The organism is Marivita sp. S6314 (assembly GCF_023015985.1).
In the GTDB taxonomy this organism is placed as follows: domain Bacteria; phylum Pseudomonadota; class Alphaproteobacteria; order Rhodobacterales; family Rhodobacteraceae; genus Marivita.
Genome location: NZ_JALKAO010000001.1, coordinates 614,519 through 633,848 on the forward strand (window position 1 = coordinate 614,519; position 19,330 = coordinate 633,848).

The following is a 19,330-nucleotide window of genomic DNA, read 5'->3' on the forward strand; positions in this document are numbered from 1 at the left end:
GCCGCGAACCGCTCATCTAGTACGGTTGGTCGCAGGCGGCTAGAGCCAACGTCGCGTTTGTTTCTCATATCGGGCAAAATCCGCACGAAAATTTCGTCGCAGGCGCTTTTCTTCTACGATTATGAAACGTTTTTCGATCCACCAGACGAATATCGGGATCAGTGGGAGCGATAACACCGCGTCCCAGTAGAGGATCATTCCGGCAAGAATGAGCGAATCAGCAAGGTAAATGGGGTTGCGGCTACGTTTGAACACGCCGGACGTGATCAGATGCGTCGCCTCTTGATGTGGGATGATTGTCGTGCGGTGGCGTCGGAATTCATACGCGGCCAGCGCGATCAGAACACAACCGCCTCCGACAAGGAGGCCACCGAGCAGATCCGCCCAGACAGGGCCGAATGACAGGCCAAAGGCATAGTGGGTCTTTTGCAGCCACGCGAGCAGAAGCGCGGTGCAAAGCCAGACAGGGGGGATGTCTAGGTACTTGAGCATAAGGCGGATATAGCAAGCGCCTGAGAGAGACGCGACCCGCACAGTCAGGACATATGGACGCCGTCGGACCGGCGACCAGAGATCACATCTTTACGCAGCCCAGGATTTCATTATTGGGAATACGGGCCACCATGACGCCGCCGCTGACACGTTTGACATGAAAGCCATATCCCCGCATGCGGAATTTCCATTCAGTATCAGACAGGGTTTTCTGACGTTCTGCCACAAGGAAGTGGCGCAACTCGCCCAGATCGGACGCGGCAGTTGTTTCAGCAAACATGGGTGTCTCCTCGTACGTTTACATCCTAATGTGTGATGCTGAAATGTGGCCAGACTTGGAAAAAGACCCGGTTTTTTTCGGAAATCGAAACAATGATTTTGAAATGTCTGTTTTGGGGCCCGCAGGCCCTTCGTGCCGCCAAGGCGGTCAGCCCTTGGTTTCGTTCACCACGGGTGTGATCTTGGTTTTGCGCAACACCGCTTCGCGCCAGGTGATAAAGGCCACGGCCGCCATGATCACCGTGCCGCCCATAACCACCCAGGGGTCCAATGGTTCGGCAAAGAAGATCACGCCCAGCAGCACCGACCACACCAGTTGCAGAAACGTCACCGGCTGGGTGACCGTGACCGGCGCTGCCGCAAAGGCCAGCGTCATCGAATAATGCCCGGCGGTTGCGAAACAGGCGACCAGCGCGATGATCCCCAGATCAGCCATGCTGGGCGTCACCCAGACCGCCAGCGCAAAGGGGGCCAGCCCGATGGTGACCGTGATCGACAAAAGCGCCACCACCATGCTTGCGCGCACCTCGCCTGACATGATTTTGGCGATCAGGTAGCTGACCGCAAACAAAAGCGCCGTGCCCAGCATGGCAAAATGCCCCAGATCAAGTTCCCGGAACCCCGGACGCAGGATGAGCAGCGCCCCAAGCAGCGCCGCCACAACCGCCATGACCCGGCGCAGCGCGAGCTTTTCGCCCAGCAGAAACACCGCAAGGATCGTCACGTAAACCGGGCTGAGATAGTTCATCGCGGTGACTTCGGCGATGGGCAGGCGAGCCATGGAAAAGAACCACAAGATCACGCCCAGCGCGTGCACCAGTCCGCGGATCGCAAAAAGCCCCTTCTGGCGTTTGGTCAGCCGGATCGCCAGCAATTCGCGCCAGACCGGGATCAGGAACACCAGACCGATCACGTAGCGCAGGAACGCGGATTCGGCAGGTGGCACGCGCCCATCCAGCAGTTTGACCAGCGCGGTGACCGCGACAAAGCACAGACCGGTCACGATCATCCAGAGGATGCCGGTCACGGGTTTGTCGGGGGATGTCGTCATGGCTGTACAGGACCGGAATGCTACGGCAAAGGCAAGTGGGGGCGACGGGTCACAGCAACAGCAGCTTGAGCGCGATCGCCCACATGACCGCGCCGATCAGCACGTCCAGCACCTGCCATGCGCGCGGCCGGGCAAAAAGCGGGGCCAGCAACCGGGCACCGTATCCCAGCGAAAAGAAAAACACGAAACTGGCCGTCATCGCGCCCAGGGCAAAGGCCAGTTGGCTGGGGTATTGCGCCGAAATCGCCCCCAGCAGCACCACCGTGTCCAGATAGACATGTGGATTGAGCCAGGTCAGCGCGAGGCAGGTCAGCAAGGCGGCGCGCAGCGATCCGGCTTCCTGACCAGCGGTCAGCGCCTGCCCCCCTTTGCGCGCTGACATGAAGGATCGCCAGCCATACCAAAACAGAAACGCCGCCCCCAGCACGCGCATCGTCCATTCCAGCCCGGGCAACGCTTCGGTCAACGCGCCGAACCCGGCGACACCGGCGGCGATCAGAATGGCGTCCGAGACCGCGCAGGTCAGGCAAACCGCGAACACATGCGCGCGGCGCAGCCCCTGGCGCAGGACAAAGGCGTTCTGTGCGCCGATGGCCAGGATCAGGGACAGGCCAAGGAAAAACCCCGGAACCGCTGACGCGATCACAAGGCCCGCCAACCGATGTCGCGGCGGTAAAAGCCCTGCGGCCAATCAACCGCCTGCGCTTGTGCATAGGCGCGGTCACGCGCCTCTTGCAGGGTTGCGCCTCGGGCGGTGGCGTTCAGAACGCGGCCTCCGGTGGCGGTGATCTGGCCGTCCTTTTCCGACGTACCCGCGTGGAACATCATCTGGAAACTGTCTTCGGTCAGGGCGTCCAGCCCGCCGATCACGCTGCCTTTGTCGTACGCGCCGGGATAGCCCTGCGCCGCAAGAACCACAGTCATGGCGTGATCGTCGGCCCAATTGACACGCGCCTCGGGCAGACGGTCATCGGCGCAGGCATGCATCAGATCAAAGGCCTGTGCGCCCAGCCGCATCATCAGCACCTGACATTCCGGATCGCCAAAGCGCACATTGTATTCCACCAGACGCGGCTGACCGTTTTCGATCATCAGACCAGCATACAGGATGCCCTGATACGGCGTTCCGCGTTTGGCCATTTCGGCCATGGTCGGTTTGATGATCTCGTCCAGCGCCTTTTGCGCGATGGCGTCGGTCAGAACAGGCGCCGGGGAATAGGCGCCCATCCCGCCGGTGTTCAAACCGGTGTCGCCTTCGCCCACCCGCTTGTGATCCTGCGCGGTGCCCATGGGCAAAACGTCGGTGCCGTTGACCAGCACAAAGAAGGACGCCTCTTCGCCCTGCATGAATTCCTCGATCACCACCTCGGCCCCGGCCCCGCCGAAAGCCCCGCTGAACATGTCGTCGATGGCGGTTTCCGCCTCGGCGACGGTTTCGGCGATGATCACGCCCTTGCCTGCGGCCAATCCATCCGCTTTGACCACGATGGGCGCGCCTTGGGATTGCACGTAGGCCTTGGCGCTTTCGGCGTCGGTGAAATGTCCGTAGGCCGCTGTTGGCGCATTGGCGGCGTCGCAGATTTCCTTGGTAAAGCTTTTGGAGGCTTCCAGCTTGGCCGCCGCCGCAGAGGGGCCGAACACCAGCAAACCGGCATCGCGCAGACGGTCCGCAACACCGGCGGCCAAGGGTGCTTCGGGGCCAACGATCACGAAGTCGATGCTATTTTCTTCGGCAAAGGTCACAACCGACCCGCCGTCTTCGATATCGAGCGTGGCGCAATCGGCGATCATCGCAATCCCGGCATTGCCCGGGGCCACGATCAGCTTGTCGCATTTCGGGTTTTGCATCACCGCCCAGGCCAGCGCGTGTTCGCGCCCGCCGCTTCCGAGGATCAGGATGTTCATGCGCGCGCCCTTCCGTGCTTTTCCTTGCCGTTGCGGCGTTCTAGGGTTGGGCGCAACGAAGCGCAAGCGAGGCACCATGTCCGATCTGATCGACGACCCGCGTCCGGGGCAGAACATGCCCGAATACACTGTGTCCGAAGTGTCCGGCGCAGTGAAGAAAACGCTGGAAAGCACCTTTGGCCGGATCAAGGTGCGCGGCGAGGTCGGCCGTGTGTTCACTGCGCGGTCCGGGCATCTGTATTATGACGTCAAGGACGACAAGAACGTGCTGGCCTGCACCACCTGGAAAGGCCAGGTGTCGCAACTGTCTGTCGTGCCGGAGGAAGGGCTGGAGGTGGTGGTCACCGGGCGGATGACGTCTTTTGGCGGGCAGTCCAAGTACAACCTGAATGTCGACGAGGTCACCGTTGCGGGCGAAGGCGCGCTGATGGCGATGCTGGAAAAGCGCAAGAAGGCGCTGGCCGCCGAAGGCTTGTTCGATCCCGCGCGCAAGAAGACGCTGCCTTACCTGCCGGATGTGATCGGGGTGATCACCTCGCCTTCGGGTGCGGTGATTCGGGATATCCTGCACCGGTTGCGTGACCGCTTTCCGCGCAAGGTGCTGGTGTGGCCGGTTGCCGTGCAGGGCGCGAATTGCGCACCCGAGGTGGCCCGCGCGATTGCCGGGTTCAACGCCTTGACGCCCGGTGGAGCCCTGCCCCGGCCCGATCTGCTGATCGTGGCGCGCGGTGGCGGCAGTATCGAGGACCTCTGGGGGTTCAACGAAGAGATCGTGGCCCGCGCGGTATCCGCGTCGGACATTCCGCTGATCTCTGCGGTCGGACACGAGACAGACACCACGCTGATCGACTTTGTGTCGGACCAGCGCGCGCCCACGCCAACGGCGGCTGCCGAAATCGCAGTGCCGGTGCGGCTGGAACTGCTGGCATGGGTGAATGACCAAGAGGCCCGCATGTCGCGGGCTATGTTACAGCGCATGCAGACCCGCGATCAGCGCCTGCGCGATCTGTCACGCGCCCTGCCCCGGCCCGAGACCTTGCTGGCAGGACCAACGCAGCGGCTGGACCTGATGGTGGATCGCCTGCCCCGCGCCTTGACGCGGTCGGTGGACCTGCGTCGCGGGCGGCTGATCGAGGCGGCGGCCTCATTGCGCCCGTCGCTGCTGTCGCGCAGTCTGGCCGAACAACGCCGCCGGTTCGACGGATCGGCAGAGCGGCTGGCCCCGGGACTGGTGCGCGTGGTCGACACCAAACGCGAAGCGCTGGCACGTCGCGCGGACCGGTTGAGCGTGACCCCGATCCTACGCGATCTGGCGGTCAAGGAAGACCGGTTGAACGCGCTGACGCGCCGATTGTCTGCGGCGGGTCAGACGCAGGTCCGGGACTGGCGCAACCGTCTGGATGCGCTGGACCGACTGCGCGAAACGCTGGGGTACAAGGAAACGCTCAAACGCGGCTACGCGGTGGTGCGTGGCGACGGTGAGGTTGTCACCACGCGCAAGGGTGCCAAGGCCGCGAAAGCGTTGGAGATCGAATTTGCCGATGGCAGCATGGCCGTTGGTGCGAGTGCTGCGAAACCTGCGCCCAAAGCCAAGGCAAAGCCACCGGAACAGGGGTCGTTGTTCTGAGGCCTGAGAACCGGGGGAAGCGGCTTTAAAGCCGCTTGCAAGCCAATTCGAATTGGCTTGGTCCACGCCGGTTACACGGTGTTGTCCGTCCGGGCGCTTTGCCCCTTTGCTTTCGCCCGACGCCGCTTTAATCCTCGGGATATGAGAACACTTTTCCTTGGCGATGTCATGGGCCGTGCAGGCCGCGCAGCGATCACGAACCGGCTGGCCGATCTGCGCGCCCGGCTCAAGGTGGATTTCTGCGTGGTCAATGGCGAGAACGCGTCAAGCGGGGTGGGCCTGTCGGGGGCGCATGCCAAGGCCTTGCTGGATGCGGGCGTCGATTGCCTGACGCTGGGCGATCATGCGTTTGACCAGAAAGACATGCTGTCCTTTATCGACAGCGAACCGCGCATCCTGCGCCCGTTGAACTTTGCCAAGGTGGCCCCGGGTCGGGGGCACCGGCTGTTCACCGACGGGCGCGGACGCAAGATCCTTGTGCTGCAGGTGCTGGGTCAGGTCTTCATGAAGCGCGCGTTTGACGATCCGTTTTCTGCCGTGGACGCGGTGCTGCGGGCGCATCCGTTGGGCGGACAGGCGCAGATGATCCTTGTCGATGTGCATTGCGAAGCGACGTCGGAAAAAATGGGGATGGGGCATTTCTGCGATGGGCGGGCCAGCCTTGTGGTGGGCACCCATACCCATGTGCCCACCGGCGACGCGCAAATCCTGCCAGCGGGCACGGGATACCTGACCGATGCGGGCATGTGTGGCGATTACAATTCGGTCATCGGGATGGAGAAAACCGAACCAATGCGCCGGTTTGTCACCGGGATGAGCAAGGGCCGCTTTCAGCCCGCCTTGGACGAGGCCACCTTGTCCGGTGTTCTGGTCGAAACCGATGATCGCACCGGCAAGGCAACCGCCATCCACATGATCCGCGATGGCGGGCGTCTGCAACCCAGCGCGCCGTGATGATGCGGTTTTACCCGCTGCTTGTTCTGATCCTTGCAGGGGCTGCGTGGGGGGTCACACAGCCGCTGGCAAAAATCGCCGTCAGTGAGGGCTACAAACCGATTGGCATTCTGTTCTGGCAGCTGTTGATCGGCGCGGCTGTGCTGTTCGGTGTGTGTCTGCTGCGGGGAACACCGATGCGGTTTTCCAAACCCGATCTGCGCCTGTTTGTGATGATCGCGCTGATCGGGTCGGTCTTTCCCGGGATCACCTCGTATTCGGCCGCGGTTCATCTGCCCTCGGGGGTCCTGTCGATCCTGCTCAGCAGCATTCCCATGATCGCCTTCCCGATTGCGCTGGCCTTCGGGCATGAAACGTTTCGCTGGCGGCGTCTGGCCGGGTTGAGCCTTGGGTTCTGCGGCATCAGCCTGTTGATCCTGCCCGAGGCCAGCCTGCCCGACAGTGTCAAAACCATCTGGGTGTTCGTCGCGCTGTTTTCGTCGCTCTGCTATGCGCTGGAGGGCAATCTGGTGGCCCGCATGGGCACCAATGGGCTCGATCCCGTGCAGGTGCTGTGCGGCGCGTCGCTGGTCGGGGTGTGTGTTACCCTGCCGCTGGCCGTGGCCACGGACCAGTTCATCGCACCGTTTCGCGGCTGGGGCGCGCCGGATTGGGCCATCCTCGCGTCATCGCTGCTGCATGCCGCCGCCTATACCAGCTATGTCTGGCTGGTCGGGCGCGCGGGGCCGGTCTTTGCGGTGCAGATCAGCTATCTGGTGACGCTGTTCGGTGTCACATGGGCCATGCTGTTTCTGGCCGAAAGCTATTCGCCGTATTTTTGGGCGGCCTTGGCGGTGATGCTGGCCGGGCTTGCGCTGGTGCAGCCCCGACCCAAGGCCGCGCTTGTGCCGCCCGGGCAACCCGGCCACACTGATCCCACCTCACGATCGGAGACCCCCGAACGGTGCTGACCACAGTGTTAGATCTCAGCCAGACCACACAGGCCATGATGGCGCTTGGCACGGTTGTTGTCATGTTTGCCCTGTTCCTGCGGGAAACCTATCCAACCGAAGTGGTTGCGATCGGCGGGGTTGGCTTTCTGCTGGCCACCGGCGTGCTGCCCTATGCCGATGCGCTGGCGGTTCTGTCGAACCCGGCCCCTTGGACGATTGCGGCGATGTTTCTGGTGATGGGCGCTTTGGTGCGCACCGGCGCGTTGGAAGCCTTCACCACAGCGGCGCAGTCAGCGGCCGAGAAAAGCCCGAAACGGGCGATGGCGGGGATCCTCGCGGTGGTGATCGTGGCCTCGGCCTTTATGAACAACACGCCCGTGGTGGTGGTGATGCTGCCGCTTTTTGTGCAACTGGCCAAGACGATGGGGCTGGCCCCCTCCAAACTGCTGATCCCGCTAAGCTACGCCGCCATTCTGGGCGGCACCCTGACGCTGATCGGCACATCGACCAACCTGCTGGTGGATGGCGTGGCGCGCGCGCAGGGGCTGGAGCCGTTCACGATTTTCGAGGTCACGCCTTTGGCCGTGGTCCTGATCGCGTGGGGCATGGTGTATCTGTGGCTTTTCGGGAACCTGCTGCTGCCGGACCGGGCAAGCATGGCCGCGATGCTCTCGGACCGGTCCAAGATGAAGTTCTTTACCGAAGCGGTGATCCCCCCCGACAGCAACCTGATCGGGCGCGAGGTGCTGGGCGTGCAGCTGTTCAAACGCGAAGGCGTGCGGTTGATCGACGTGATCCGGGGCGATGCGTCCTTGCGGCGCGATCTGCAAGGGGTGACGTTGCAAGTGGGCGACCGGGTGGTGCTGCGCACCCAGATCACCGAGCTTTTGAGCCTGCAGAACAACAAGGAACTGCGCCGGGTCGATCAGGTTTCGGCGGTGGAAACCACAACCGTTGAAGTGCTGATCACACCGGTCTGCAAGATGGTGGGCCGCCGGTTGGGGGCGATGCGCCTGCGCCGGCGTTATGGCGTCTATCCGTTGGCGGTGCATCGGCGGAACCAGAATATCGGGCGGCAACTGGACGATCTGGTGGTGCGGGTCGGCGACACGCTGCTGCTGGAAGGCGCGCCGGAAGATATCCAGCGTCTGGCCGACGACATGAACCTTGTGGATGTGGCCAAACCCACCGCCCGCGCCTATCGGCGCAGCCATGCGCCCGTCGCCATTCTGGCGCTGGCGGGGCTGGTTCTGCTGGCCGCGCTGGGGGTGGCGCCCATTCTTGCGCTGGCGATCATCGCGGTCGCGGTGGTGTTGCTGACGAAATGCGTTGATTCGGACGAGGCGTTTTCCTTTATCGAAGGACAGTTGCTGGCCCTGATCTTTGCCATGCTGGCAATCGGGGCCGCGCTTGAGGCCTCGGGGGCCGTGGCGTTGATTGTCGAGGCCCTCGCCCCCCACCTGATGAACCTGCCGCCCTGGGCGATTGTCTGGGCGATTTACCTGCTCACCAGCGTGCTGACGGAACTGGTCAGCAACAACGCGGTTGCGGTGGTGGTCACGCCGATTGCAATTGGGCTGGCGCAGGCGATGGGGTTCGATCCGCGCCCGCTGGTGGTGGCGGTGATGGTGGCGGCGTCCTGTGCGTTTGCGACGCCGATTGGCTACCAGACCAATACGCTGGTCTACGGGCCCGGCGGCTACGCGTTTTCCGATTTCCTGAAGGTCGGCGTGCCGCTGAACCTGACGGTGGGCATGCTCGCCTCGGCGCTTATTCCGCTGATCTGGCCGTTGTAATCAAGCGCGGGCAAGAGGCTTGCAAGCCTCTTGAGACGCGGTTTCGAAACCGCTTAGCGATAGCGCGCCACGAACCGGCGCAGGATTTCGACCGGCACGGTCACATCCGCAGCCTGACAGGTTTCAATCAGGTCGTCGGCGGCTTCGGGGGCAAAGTACCCACGATGTTTGTAGATATTGATCCGCGCCTTGAACACGTCGCCATCGGCCTCGGGGTGGAATTGCGTCGCATAGACGTTTTCGCCGTAGCGGATCATCTGGTACGGGCACGGGTCAGAGGCCAGCAGATGCACGCAGCCCTCGGGCAGGTCCTGCACCGCCTCTTTGTGGCCGACAAAGGCATCAAACGTGCCGGGCAGACCTTCCAGCAGCGGGTCGGGCGCAACAACGCGGCATGTCACCGGCCCCACCGGTTCGCCATACCGGCGCTTGGACACTTCGGCCCCCAAATGATGCCCCAGGATGCCAATCCCGTAGCAGCAGCCCATGAAGGGCACATCCCGCGCCGTGATTTCGGGCATCAGGGACAGGATTTCGGCTTCGATCTTGGCCTCGACCGGATCCTTGCCCTCGGGGTCATCTGACACGCAGCCGGGGCCACCGCCAACGATCACACCGGCATAGTCCTCAAGGCGCAAATCGGCTGGCAGGGTTTCCCGATCCAGGCACAGACGGTGCACCTGCGCCTCTGTCAGGCCGCCCTTTTCGAGAAAAGCGGCATATTCGCCATCGCTGGCATCGGCCTCGGGGCGCAGTTGCAGGATCAAAAACGGTTTCATGCCCGCGTGCATAAACGCTCGGAAGAGCGGCGCAAACCGCAAAAACGCGCCACTTGTTCCCGGCCCGTTTTCTGCGGTACACAGCCGCAAAACCGATAATTCAAAGACACACAAGGGTAAGACACCATGGCCGGCCATTCCAAATGGGCAAATATCCAGCACCGCAAGGGTCGACAGGACAAACTGCGCGCCAAGCTGTTTTCGAAGCTGTCGAAAGAAATCACCATCGCGGCGAAAATGGGGGATCCGGATCCGGACAAGAACCCGCGTCTGCGTCTGGCAGTGAAAGAAGCGCGCGGTCAGTCCATGCCCAAGGACAATATCGAACGCGCGATCAAGAAAGCGGTTGGCGGCGAAGGCGAAGATTACGAAGAAATCCGCTATGAAGGGTACGGGCCCAATGGCGTGGCGGTGATCGTCGAGGCGATGACCGACAACCGCAATCGCACCGCGTCGACCGTGCGGTCGACCTTTACCAAGAACGGCGGAAATCTGGGCGAAACCGGGTCGGTCGGCTTCATGTTCGATCGCAAGGGCGAGATCACCTACCCGGCAGAGGCCGGGGATGCGGACACCATCATGATGGCCGCCATCGAAGCCGGTGCTGAAGACGTCGAAAGCAGCGAAGACGGCCACATCATCTGGTGTGCCGATACCGATCTGAACGAGGTGTCCAACGCGCTGGAAGCAGAGCTGGGCGAATCAGAGTCCACCAAGCTGGTCTGGCGGCCGACCACGACAACCGAGCTTGACCTTGATGGCATGCAGTCGCTGATGCGGCTGGTCGATGCGCTTGAGGATGATGACGATGTGCAGCGTGTGACGACGAATTTCGAAGCGTCAGACGAGGTGATGGCGCAGCTTTAAGCGCGTATCCCGATCAAGACAGACACCCGGCCAGCCCCCGCTGCGCCGGGTTTTTTCATGCCCGATCCCACCGCCTGACCATCCTGTGACCGTTTTGATGAAAATAAACGCCTTTGCCGCATATCCCCTTGGCCATTTTTCGCCTAAGAGCAGTGCAACAACGACAAGAGCAGGCATATGATCCACGACACAACCGACCCGCAACCGGGAACAGACACGCGTAGCGCAAAAGAATGGATGAAAATCCTGTCGCAATACCGCGAACCCAGTGCGGTGCGCAGTTGGTACGAGATGGCGGTCACCATCGGTCCGTTTGTCATTCTGTGGGCGCTGGCCTGGTGGTCGCTTGGCGTCAGCTACTGGCTGACCTTTGCCATTGCGCTGGTCAACGGCGCGTTTCTTTTGCGGCTCTTCATCATTCAGCATGATTGCGGCCACGGTGCGTTTTTCGCCAACCGCACACTCAGCGATTGGGTGGGCCGCGTGTTGGGGGTGCTGACCCTGACCCCCTATGACGTGTGGCGCCAGTCACATGCGATCCATCACGGATCGACCGGCAACCTGCACCGTCGGGGCATCGGTGATGTGCACACGATGACGGTCAAGGAATACAAGGCGCTGTCACCGCGTCGGCGGCTGATGTACCGGATGTACCGCAACCCGATCGTGCTTTTTGGTCTGGGGCCGGGATACCTGTTTTTGCTTGAGAACCGCGTGCCGGTCTGTTTCCCCGACAAGGCGAAATACTGGCTGAGCGCGATGGCCACCAATGCCGGGATCCTGATCGCGCTGGGGGTGATCCTCTATTTCGGGGGCGTCATGCCGATCCTGCTGATCTTCCTGCCGACCACCCTGTTGGCGGCGACGGCGGGCATGTGGCTGTTCTACGTGCAGCACCAGTTCGAGGACACCCATTGGGAAGGCGACGACGCGTGGCAGCTTCAGCACGCCGCGCTTGAGGGCAGTTCGCATTACGTGATGCCAAAAGTCCTGCAATGGGCCAGTGGCAATATCGGCATCCACCACGTGCACCATCTGCAAAGCCGGATTCCGTTCTATCGGCTGACCGAGGTGCTGCGCGATCACGGCGAATTGGCGATCAAGAACCGCATGACCATCCGCGAAAGCCTGCAAACCGCGCGATTGCATCTGTGGGACGAGGACAAAAAGCAGCTGCTGTCCTTCTCTCAGGCGCTGGCACGCGCCTGACACGCCACTCAACAGCGCAGCGCAGCGTCCAGAGAGGCTGCGCTGTAGGCACCGATCTCTGACGACGTCAGGGTGGTGCCGTCAAACTGCACCGACATGATCCGCGTCCAGTTGGCATCGGCCAGAACCATCTCAGGCCCCTGCCCGCACTCCCGCGTGCCACCCGCGATGAAATCCCAGCCGATCCGGTGATTGGTCAGCCCCGGCATCGTTGCCACTTGTGTCAACACCGCAGCGCCATCCGCCGCAGGGACATAGCGCCAGACGCGCAGGGTTTTGGCCAGATGCGGACGATCGACATAGGCCAGCTCGACCAATCCATCGCCGTCCAGATCTTCCCACGCGACCGGGGCAAGCCACCGGAACCGTGTGCCGATATGCGGTGTGGCCACGATCTGAACCAAGCGCCCGTCGCGCAGGCCCCAGACGGCTAGGCGGCCGCCTTGGGTGTCAGAGCTTTCGATGGTGATCACCTCGGGCGATCCGTCGCCGTCAAGGTCGGCGACACGCGGCGCGAGATCCTCGAACACCATGCCCTCGGGCCATGTGGCAGAGGTCTGTGTACCGTCGCTCAGCCGCACGACAAGGGTGCTGTATTCCACGTCATCCCCCAGAACTGCATGGGGGTACCGGGATGTTGGCCCGTCATACCGGGCCGACACGATGTCCTGTGCGCCAGCAACACTGGCCAGACACAGCCACGCCGTCAGCCCGCCGCGGGCGGAGGACATCCATCGGCGCACCGGACGACGCGGCGCTTTGGCCATTTAAATCTGTTTCTCGGGCATCTGGACAACCAGCCCGTCCAGAGCGTCCGACACCTTGATCTGGCAAGTCAGCCGCGACCGCTCGGGGTTCGGCTCATAGGCGAAATCAAGCATGTCTTCTTCCATGTCTTCTTTCGCGGGCAATTTACCAACCCAGTCAGGGTGCACGTAGACATGGCAGGTAGAACAGGCACACGCACCGCCGCAATCGGCCTCGATGCCGGGGATGCCATTGTCCCGTGCGCCTTCCATCACGGTCAACCCGTTTGCAACGTCAACGACATGTTCTTTGCCGCCATGCTCAATATACGTGATCTTTGCCATGCCACCGCACTCCGTCTATTCTGATCAGCGCCATAGGTAGTCTGGCATTGCATCCACTGCCAGCCCCTTTTTGGCCATTGAATTGGTCTATTTGCGCCGGTCTTGTCGATAGGCCGCCGGGGTGACACCAAATCGGCGCTGGAACTCGCGGTAAAAGTTGGATCGGGTGAGGAACCCCGACTGCTCCATCACCTGCGCGACAGAGGCGTTCGAGCCCAGCAACAGCTCTGCCGCGTGATCGAGGCGGAAATCGTTGACGTATTGCGACACGTTCATGCCCTTGGTCTGGTTGATCGCCAAAGACAGCGCCCGCGCCGGGACGGTCAGGCGCTTGGCCAAGCGGTCGACTGTCAGGTCTGTATCGAGGTAGAGTTGCGTTTCGGTCAACAGCGCTTTGGTGCGTGCCTCCAACGCCTCTGCATCCGGTTCGGCTGATGTGCGCACCACGGTCACGGGCGATGTCATACGTCCGCCGCCCTTGGACACAGTGACAATCACCGCGATCAGGCCCAGCGCCATGATAACCGCCCCGGCGGAGATCAGCGACATCGCATCGCCTGTCCGTTGTGCCGCGAAACTCAGCGCGATGGCGGTGTCGGCGAGCGCGAACACCAAAAGCAGCGCCGCCGCCCCCGCCATCCAGAGGCGCAGGCCAGACGCGCTTCCGATCCGGGCATGGGGCAATCCGTTCGATCCCCGCACCCACAGGCGCACCAGCAGTGCCGCGTAAACAAGATAGCTGAGCCCGACAATCAGATCGAGATCGAGCAGATCAGCCAGCACAAAGGGGGCGAGGGCCAGAATGAGCACCGCCACACCGGGTGGCGCGCGGCACGGCCCGCCACGTTTTCGTCGCCATGGGCAAAGCAGGAAAACCCGAGATAAACCAGCGGCCCGGCAAAGAGCGGCAAGGCCCGTTGCAGCGGGATGAACTGGTCAACCCCGTAGCCGAACCGCAGCCCGACCATCAGCGCGCCCAGCGCCAGCACCGCAAAGAACGCGGCAAAGAATCGCGTGGCCCAGACCTGCCCTAGATCGGCACGCCAGATCAGCCCGCTGGCCACCGTGGACAGCAGAAAGGTCAGGATCGGCAAAGGAAAAGAGGCCAGATCGCCCTGCATGGCTGTCCTATATCACGTCAAACCTGTCCTGCATCATGATCAAGGACAGGGGACACAGGCGCAACCCGTTGTTTGCATTGCGGCTTTGGCCAATCTCTGGGGCATCACCACACGCATTCAGGAAAGGCCCTGCCCCATGACCCATAACACACATATCACCGCATTGATCGCCGCCATGCTGGCCTCCACCGCATTGTCGGCGGAACCCTTTGGAACCGGCATGACCCCGCTGGAGATCCGTGACACCGAAGGCACCCGGCATCTGGACGGGTTCGTCTGGTATCCGACCGGCGCGCACGAGGCGACCGAACGCGCCCATGGCAATGCGGTGTGGGAGGCCATTCGCGTGGCCCCCTATGCCGAGCCGGTTGATGGCACGTACCCTTTGGTTGTGCTGTCCCACGGCATGTACGGCAATTCCCGCAATCAGGCGTGGTTGGCCGAACAGCTGGTCGCCGACGGGTTCATCGTGGCCGCCATTGACCACCCCGGAACATCGACCTTTCAGCGCGATCCCGATCATGCGCGGGAAATGTGGGAGCGCCCCCGCGACATCACGCGGACCATCGACCATCTGCTGGATGCCTCTGATCTGGCCCCTTTGATCGACGATGCCCGCATCTACATGGCCGGTCATTCGCTGGGCGGGTTCACCGCCGTGGCCTTGGCCGGGGGCCGCTTCGATGCAGATGGGTTCGATGCGTTCTGCGATAGCGCACCGGATGATCTGGCCTGCGGCATCCTCGACCGTTGGAACGTTGCCAAAACGCCCGAGGACCGGGTGACCATCGCACAGGACCTGTCTGACGACCGGATCAGCGCCATCGCGGTGTTCGATCTTGGCGGGGCGCAGACGTTCTCTGCCGACAGCCTTGGCGCGGTAAGGACGCCGATGCTGGTCTACGGTGCGCCGGTTGCGAATTCCGGCCTCGATCTGGACGTGGAATCCCGCGCCTTGGTTGCCGCCCTGCCCGCAGACCTGACCACTTATGTGGAACCGGCGACGCTGGCCCATTTCGACTTTCTGGGGCAATGCACCGAAAATGGCCTCGCCATCCTCAAGGACGAAGAACCGGACGATGCCTTTGTCTGCGACAACGGCCGCGCCGCCCGCGCGGCGCATCATGCAAAGATCGCTGAGCAGGTGTCGGCCTTCTTCAACGCCAACTAAGCCCACCGCGCCAACGGAGCAATTCCGTTGGCGCACCCACCACATGCGCGCTAGGCTCTGCAAACAGCCAAACAACCGAGCCGCGCATGACCTCTCTGATCATTGACCAAGACACCCGATCTGTCCGGCTTGACGGGCAAGAGGTTACGCTGGGTGCCCGCGCGTTTGATGTGCTGCATTACCTGAGCCAGAACGCCGACCGCGTTGTCACCAAGGAACAGCTTCTGGATCAGGTCTGGGCCGGAAGCCTTGTCGAGGACAGCAACCTGACCGTGCAGATCGCCGGCCTGCGCAAGGCGCTTGGCAAAGAGGCGATCAAGACCGTGCCGGGGGTTGGTTACAAGTTCACGCTGAACGCCATGCCAGATGCCCCTGCCCCAACATCCAAAGGCCTTGATGTTCCGACCATCCCGTCACTGGCCGTCTTGCCTTTTGCCAATCTCACCGGGGACGAAGCGAACGCCTATGTCGTGGATGGCATTGTAACTGAAATCACGTCTGCCCTGGCGCGGGTATCGGCGTTTTTTGTGGTCTCGACCACATCCACCTTCACCTATCGCGGCAAAGCCGTGGACCTGGCCCAGATTGGGCAAGAGCTTGGCGTGCGATACATATTGGAAGGCAGCATTCAGAAGGCTGGCAACCGGCTGCGCATCTTCACCCAATTGGTCGAAGCAAAAACCGCGCGTATGATATGGCAGGAACGGTTTGACGGAACAACCGAAGACATCTTTGATTTGCAGGACACCGTGGCCGAAAGCGTTGCTGGTGCGATTGAACCAAAGCTGATCTGGGCCGAAGCGGCCCGCGCGCAACACAAACCGACAGAAAGCCTTGCTGCTTATGATCTTTGCATGCGCGCGACGCCTCTGGTGATGCGACAGAATACGCTGTCCGACCTTGAGGAGGGAATGGCTTTGCTGGATCAGGCACTCGCCCTTGATCCAAGATTCGATCGTGCAAAAGGTTTGTATTGCTTTGCCCACACAGGGTCGTTCGCAACGCGGTGGTGGCCGTTTGAGAAGGCTCAGGCGGCACTGCCTGTCGCACAAAGCTTGTTGGACAGTGGCACCGAAGACGCGTTTGCACTTGCCGCAGCCGGTCACTACATCGCGTATATCGGGCAGGACCTTCACAAGGGGCTGATCGCTGTGAAGCGCGCCTATGCGCTGAACCCGAATTCCGCAACTGTCTGCCTGCTCCTCGGATGGGTCTACAACTACCTGAGTGAAGACGACGACGCCATTATGCATTTACAACGTGCGGCACGCATTAGCCCGGTTCATCCCAATATCGGAGTGACCACCTGTGGGATTGCAAATGCCTTTTTTCAGAAACAAGACCTCAAGCGCGCAATCTCCTATTACGAGGAAGCCATCACGCAATATCCGGAATTCGCCTCAATCCAGCTCGGTATGATCGGATGTTATTGGAAATTGGGCGATCTGGAGAAGTCTGCCCAAATGGCTGCGTGGTTTCGCAACAAGGTCCCGGATATGTCTGTCGCAACATTTCTGCAGACGCGCCCCCATGAAAACGCATTCTATCGCGATGCAGTCATCGGTGCCCTGCGCGCCAATGGCTTTCCCGAGGGTTAACGCAGCAGGGTGTCGACCTTGCGACGGGCCGCTTCGGCGCGGTGCTGGGCGGCAAGCAGGTCTTCGGGGGATTTCGACGTGTGGGTGGTGAGTCGGGACAGGGCCGCCGACACCGATTTGACCAAACGGTAAAAAGCTGTGCGCGCGTCGAAAGCTGCGTCGTTTGTGGTGCCTGCGGTTTTGTCTGTGTCGAAATATGCCATGATATCCTCGTTGGTGTGTGTTTCGGTGTCTGACTTCACACTCCCACGAAGGGGTGCATTCCGTCCTTAAGCCGGAATTAAAGCTTCCAAAGCGATCCGAAATTTGCGGAAACTGGGCCTAAGAGCGAAATGCGTGATGCCGTACTGGACGCATCCGGAAGGACCCCGACATGCGATCTGTTGCACTTCTTCTGACAGCCCTCTGGTTGCCCCAGCTTGTCGCAGCGCATGACACCCAGTCCGTGTTCTATGCGTCGGCCTCTGGTCACACCGAGATAGACATCTCGGGCGACACGACCACCAAAGATACGGCCTTCCCACTGGCGTCGATTGGCAAAACCATGACCGCCGTTGCGATCCTGCGTTTGGTGGACGGCGGCCTTTTGTCTTTGGACGATCCGGCGTCCGACTGGGTGTCTGGCGACATCGCCACCGGGTTTGGCGGTTTGGATGGCATCACCATCCGGCACCTGTTGACCATGACCAGCGGATTGCCGGAGTATTACACGCAGGAGTATCTGAACGACGCGCTTGAGACGCCCGATCAGGTCCAAACCGCGTCGGTCGCGCTTGGCTATGCCATGGACACACCGCCGCTGTTCCCGCCCGGCACGGCGTTTGACTATTCCAACACCAACTATGTGCTGCTTGGTCTGATCGCGGAACGGGCCACCGGGAAAAGCTATGCCGATCTGATGGCGCGCGAGGTGTTTGACCCGGCGGGCATGACATCGGCCTTCGTGTTCGGCTCTCGTCGCCTGCCAGCCACCGTGGCGACGGGGCATGAGGACGGCATCCACATCCGCGACTATTACGAGGGCCCCAGCTTTGGCGATGGCGGCGTGATTGCCACGGCGGGGGATCTGGCGCGGTTTTATTGGGCGCTGTTTGTGGAGAAGTCGCTTCTTGGTCCCGATATGCGCGACGCATTGCTGACCGACCCGGTTGGCGCGGGATACGGCATGGGGATCGACATTGACGGCGATATTGTGGGCCATTCGGGCGGTGATCTCGGCGTGTCGACCGATGTGCGCATGAACCTTGAAACAGGGGCCATCGCCATTCTTCTGGTGGGGGAAGCAGACGCGGAGACGGATCAAACCTGGGATGCTGTTCTGCCGTGATGGGCGGCCTGCCATTGCGTTCTGCGCAGGATGTTCTATTTTTGTTCCCATGCAGACGATCTATGCCTCACATGATCCCGACGACTGGCCCCGCCCGCCCTCTTGCCTGACAGCGGTGCAATTGCGCCGACCGCCGCAAAACGCGCGGATCGCCGTGGCCGGGCTGGTGATCCTGCGACAGCGGCCGGGCACCGCCAAGGGGGTGATCTTTCTGACGCTGGAGGATGAAACCGGCGTGGTGAATGTCATCGTCTGGCGCAAGCTGTATGAACGGTTCCGACGCGCGGTGATTGCCGGGCGCATGTTGCGTGTGACTGGACGGTTGCAGCGCGAAGGCGATGTGATCCACGTGATCGCCGAAGAGATCGAGGATATTTCGGCCCTTCTGGACCAGCTTCTGGCCCCCGCGCCCGAGGCGCTTTCGCCAGACACCCAAACAGGCTAGACTGCGCGCAATAAGAAACAGGCAAGCAGGCGCATCTCATCCGTGACCCGACCCATGTCAGCGACCCGGGCCTTTTGGGCTGCGGCTTTGGCCGCGCTGACGGGGTGTGCCACAACCGGGGCGCTGGACCCGGTGGATGCCGCCGTGTCTGTCCCCGATTTCGCCAGTGCGCAAGTGCCGCCGCCGCCGGGCGTGAACCCAGACGGGTGCTGGGTGCGCGACATCGCCCCGGCCGAGTTGGAAACCGTCACCCGGCAGGTCGAGGTGGCCCCCGCCGTGGTCACCCCGGAGGGCCGCGTTGCAACGCCCGCACGGTTTCGGACGGAAACCGTACAGGTGATGCTGCGCGAACGTCAGGAGCTGATCTTCGAGACCCCCTGCCCCGATGCTTTGACACCGCAGCTGATCGAAACGCTGCAACGCGCGCTGGAAGCCCGAGGGCTGTTCCGCGGTGAGATCACCGGCGTGATGGATGTGTCTACCCAGCTCGCCATCCGCCGCTATCAAAGCGGAAACGGGTTGCCCAGCGGGCTGTTGTCGATCCAGACGGCGCGACGATTGGGATTGCTGGCCACGCCCCGCGACCAGCTTTGATCTCAGAATCAAACGAGGCGCCTCAACTTGGCAAACCCGGGTTTGCAAATTTGCAAAATACTCTGGTGCGACTGAAACGTCTGCATAATCCC

22 protein-coding genes are annotated in these 19,330 nt (G+C 61.9%); 11 read left to right on the forward strand and 11 right to left on the reverse strand.

Going from position 1 to position 19,330, the window contains the following annotated elements; translation table 11 throughout:
* Positions 1-39: 39 nt before the first annotated feature.
* The 5 genes from MWU54_RS03020 to purD all read right to left on the reverse strand — a co-directional run bounded on the left by MWU54_RS03020 (position 40) and on the right by purD (position 3,727).
* Positions 40-492 (reverse strand): isoprenylcysteine carboxylmethyltransferase family protein, encoded by a 453-nt coding sequence (locus MWU54_RS03020; protein WP_247081031.1) that lies wholly within the window; start codon positions 490-492, stop codon positions 40-42.
* Between the two features lie 82 nt (positions 493-574).
* Entirely contained in the window at positions 575-772 is a 198-nt protein-coding gene (locus tag MWU54_RS03025; protein ID WP_247080682.1) for a hypothetical protein, read from the reverse strand.
* A gap of 147 nt (positions 773-919) precedes the next feature.
* Positions 920-1,822 (reverse strand): DMT family transporter, encoded by a 903-nt coding sequence (locus tag MWU54_RS03030; RefSeq protein WP_247080683.1) that lies wholly within the window; start codon positions 1,820-1,822, stop codon positions 920-922.
* Positions 1,823-1,871: 49 nt separating this feature from the next.
* A complete protein-coding gene (locus tag MWU54_RS03035; protein ID WP_247081032.1) occupies positions 1,872-2,465 on the reverse strand; it encodes a LysE/ArgO family amino acid transporter in 594 nt (197 codons plus the stop codon).
* Positions 2,465-3,727, reverse strand: coding sequence for a phosphoribosylamine--glycine ligase (gene purD, locus MWU54_RS03040; protein WP_247080684.1), 1,263 nt, complete (start codon positions 3,725-3,727; stop codon positions 2,465-2,467). Before purD ends, MWU54_RS03035 begins: the two co-directional genes overlap by 1 nt.
* A 76-nt stretch (positions 3,728-3,803) precedes the next feature.
* Between purD and xseA the strand changes: the two genes are divergently transcribed.
* The 4 genes from xseA (at position 3,804) to MWU54_RS03060 (ending at position 9,036) form a co-directional block, all read left to right on the forward strand.
* Entirely contained in the window at positions 3,804-5,354 is a 1,551-nt protein-coding gene (xseA, locus tag MWU54_RS03045; RefSeq protein WP_247080686.1) for an exodeoxyribonuclease VII large subunit, read from the forward strand.
* A gap of 141 nt (positions 5,355-5,495) precedes the next feature.
* Positions 5,496-6,308: a TIGR00282 family metallophosphoesterase gene (locus tag MWU54_RS03050; protein ID WP_247080688.1), complete on the forward strand. Its 813-nt coding sequence runs from the start codon at positions 5,496-5,498 to the stop codon at positions 6,306-6,308.
* Positions 6,308-7,258, forward strand: coding sequence for a DMT family transporter (locus MWU54_RS03055; protein WP_247080690.1), 951 nt, complete (start codon positions 6,308-6,310; stop codon positions 7,256-7,258). Before MWU54_RS03050 ends, MWU54_RS03055 begins: the two co-directional genes overlap by 1 nt.
* A 38-nt stretch (positions 7,259-7,296) precedes the next feature.
* Positions 7,297-9,036, forward strand: a complete 1,740-nt coding sequence (locus MWU54_RS03060) for an SLC13 family permease (protein ID WP_247081033.1) — start codon at positions 7,297-7,299, stop codon at positions 9,034-9,036.
* A gap of 53 nt (positions 9,037-9,089) precedes the next feature.
* Here MWU54_RS03060 and MWU54_RS03065 read toward each other — a convergent pair whose 3' ends face one another.
* Positions 9,090-9,815 carry a glutamine amidotransferase gene (locus tag MWU54_RS03065; protein WP_247080691.1) on the reverse strand — a complete coding sequence of 242 codons (726 nt, stop codon included), beginning with the start codon at positions 9,813-9,815 and terminating at the stop codon, positions 9,090-9,092.
* Positions 9,816-9,941: 126 nt separating this feature from the next.
* Here MWU54_RS03065 and MWU54_RS03070 point away from each other — a divergent pair, with 126 nt between their 5' ends.
* Together MWU54_RS03070 and MWU54_RS03075 are read left to right on the forward strand one after the other, a co-directional pair.
* On the forward strand, positions 9,942-10,682 hold the full coding sequence (locus tag MWU54_RS03070) for a YebC/PmpR family DNA-binding transcriptional regulator (protein ID WP_247080693.1): 741 nt from the start codon (positions 9,942-9,944) through the stop codon (positions 10,680-10,682).
* A 177-nt stretch (positions 10,683-10,859) separates the two neighbouring features.
* On the forward strand, positions 10,860-11,891 hold the full coding sequence (locus tag MWU54_RS03075) for a fatty acid desaturase (RefSeq protein ID WP_247080695.1): 1,032 nt from the start codon (positions 10,860-10,862) through the stop codon (positions 11,889-11,891).
* A gap of 8 nt (positions 11,892-11,899) precedes the next feature.
* Here MWU54_RS03075 and MWU54_RS03080 read toward each other — a convergent pair whose 3' ends face one another.
* The 4 genes from MWU54_RS03080 to MWU54_RS03095 all read right to left on the reverse strand — a co-directional run bounded on the left by MWU54_RS03080 (position 11,900) and on the right by MWU54_RS03095 (position 14,103).
* Entirely contained in the window at positions 11,900-12,622 is a 723-nt protein-coding gene (locus tag MWU54_RS03080) for a VCBS repeat-containing protein (RefSeq protein ID WP_247080697.1), read from the reverse strand.
* Between the two features lie 36 nt (positions 12,623-12,658).
* A complete protein-coding gene (locus MWU54_RS03085; RefSeq protein WP_247080698.1) occupies positions 12,659-12,982 on the reverse strand; it encodes a 2Fe-2S iron-sulfur cluster-binding protein in 324 nt (107 codons plus the stop codon).
* Between the two features lie 87 nt (positions 12,983-13,069).
* On the reverse strand, positions 13,070-13,798 hold the full coding sequence (locus MWU54_RS18815) for a helix-turn-helix transcriptional regulator (RefSeq protein WP_247080699.1): 729 nt from the start codon (positions 13,796-13,798) through the stop codon (positions 13,070-13,072).
* Positions 13,735-14,103: a hypothetical protein gene (locus tag MWU54_RS03095; protein WP_247080700.1), complete on the reverse strand. Its 369-nt coding sequence runs from the start codon at positions 14,101-14,103 to the stop codon at positions 13,735-13,737. The genes MWU54_RS18815 and MWU54_RS03095 overlap by 64 nt, the downstream gene beginning before the upstream one ends.
* 136 nt (positions 14,104-14,239) lie before the next feature.
* Between MWU54_RS03095 and MWU54_RS03100 the strand changes: the two genes are divergently transcribed.
* On the forward strand, positions 14,240-15,274 hold the full coding sequence (locus MWU54_RS03100; protein WP_247080701.1) for an alpha/beta fold hydrolase: 1,035 nt from the start codon (positions 14,240-14,242) through the stop codon (positions 15,272-15,274).
* Between the two features lie 86 nt (positions 15,275-15,360).
* The gene (locus tag MWU54_RS03105; RefSeq protein ID WP_247080702.1) at positions 15,361-16,872 is read left to right on the forward strand and encodes a winged helix-turn-helix domain-containing protein; all 1,512 of its coding nucleotides are present in this window, start codon (positions 15,361-15,363) and stop codon (positions 16,870-16,872) included.
* Here MWU54_RS03105 and MWU54_RS03110 read toward each other — a convergent pair.
* Positions 16,869-17,075, reverse strand: coding sequence for a hypothetical protein (locus MWU54_RS03110; RefSeq protein WP_247080703.1), 207 nt, complete (start codon positions 17,073-17,075; stop codon positions 16,869-16,871). The genes MWU54_RS03105 and MWU54_RS03110 overlap by 4 nt on opposite strands.
* A gap of 170 nt (positions 17,076-17,245) precedes the next feature.
* Here MWU54_RS03110 and MWU54_RS03115 point away from each other — a divergent pair, with 170 nt between their 5' ends.
* The 3 genes from MWU54_RS03115 to MWU54_RS03125 are packed head-to-tail and all read left to right on the forward strand — an operon-like array spanning position 17,246 to position 19,238.
* A complete protein-coding gene (locus MWU54_RS03115; RefSeq protein WP_247080705.1) occupies positions 17,246-18,199 on the forward strand; it encodes a serine hydrolase domain-containing protein in 954 nt (317 codons plus the stop codon).
* Positions 18,200-18,248: 49 nt separating this feature from the next.
* Positions 18,249-18,644 carry an OB-fold nucleic acid binding domain-containing protein gene (locus tag MWU54_RS03120; RefSeq protein ID WP_247080707.1) on the forward strand — a complete coding sequence of 132 codons (396 nt, stop codon included), beginning with the start codon at positions 18,249-18,251 and terminating at the stop codon, positions 18,642-18,644.
* A 54-nt stretch (positions 18,645-18,698) separates the two neighbouring features.
* Positions 18,699-19,238: a peptidoglycan-binding domain-containing protein gene (locus MWU54_RS03125; RefSeq protein ID WP_247080709.1), complete on the forward strand. Its 540-nt coding sequence runs from the start codon at positions 18,699-18,701 to the stop codon at positions 19,236-19,238.
* Positions 19,239-19,330: the final 92 nt, after the last annotated feature.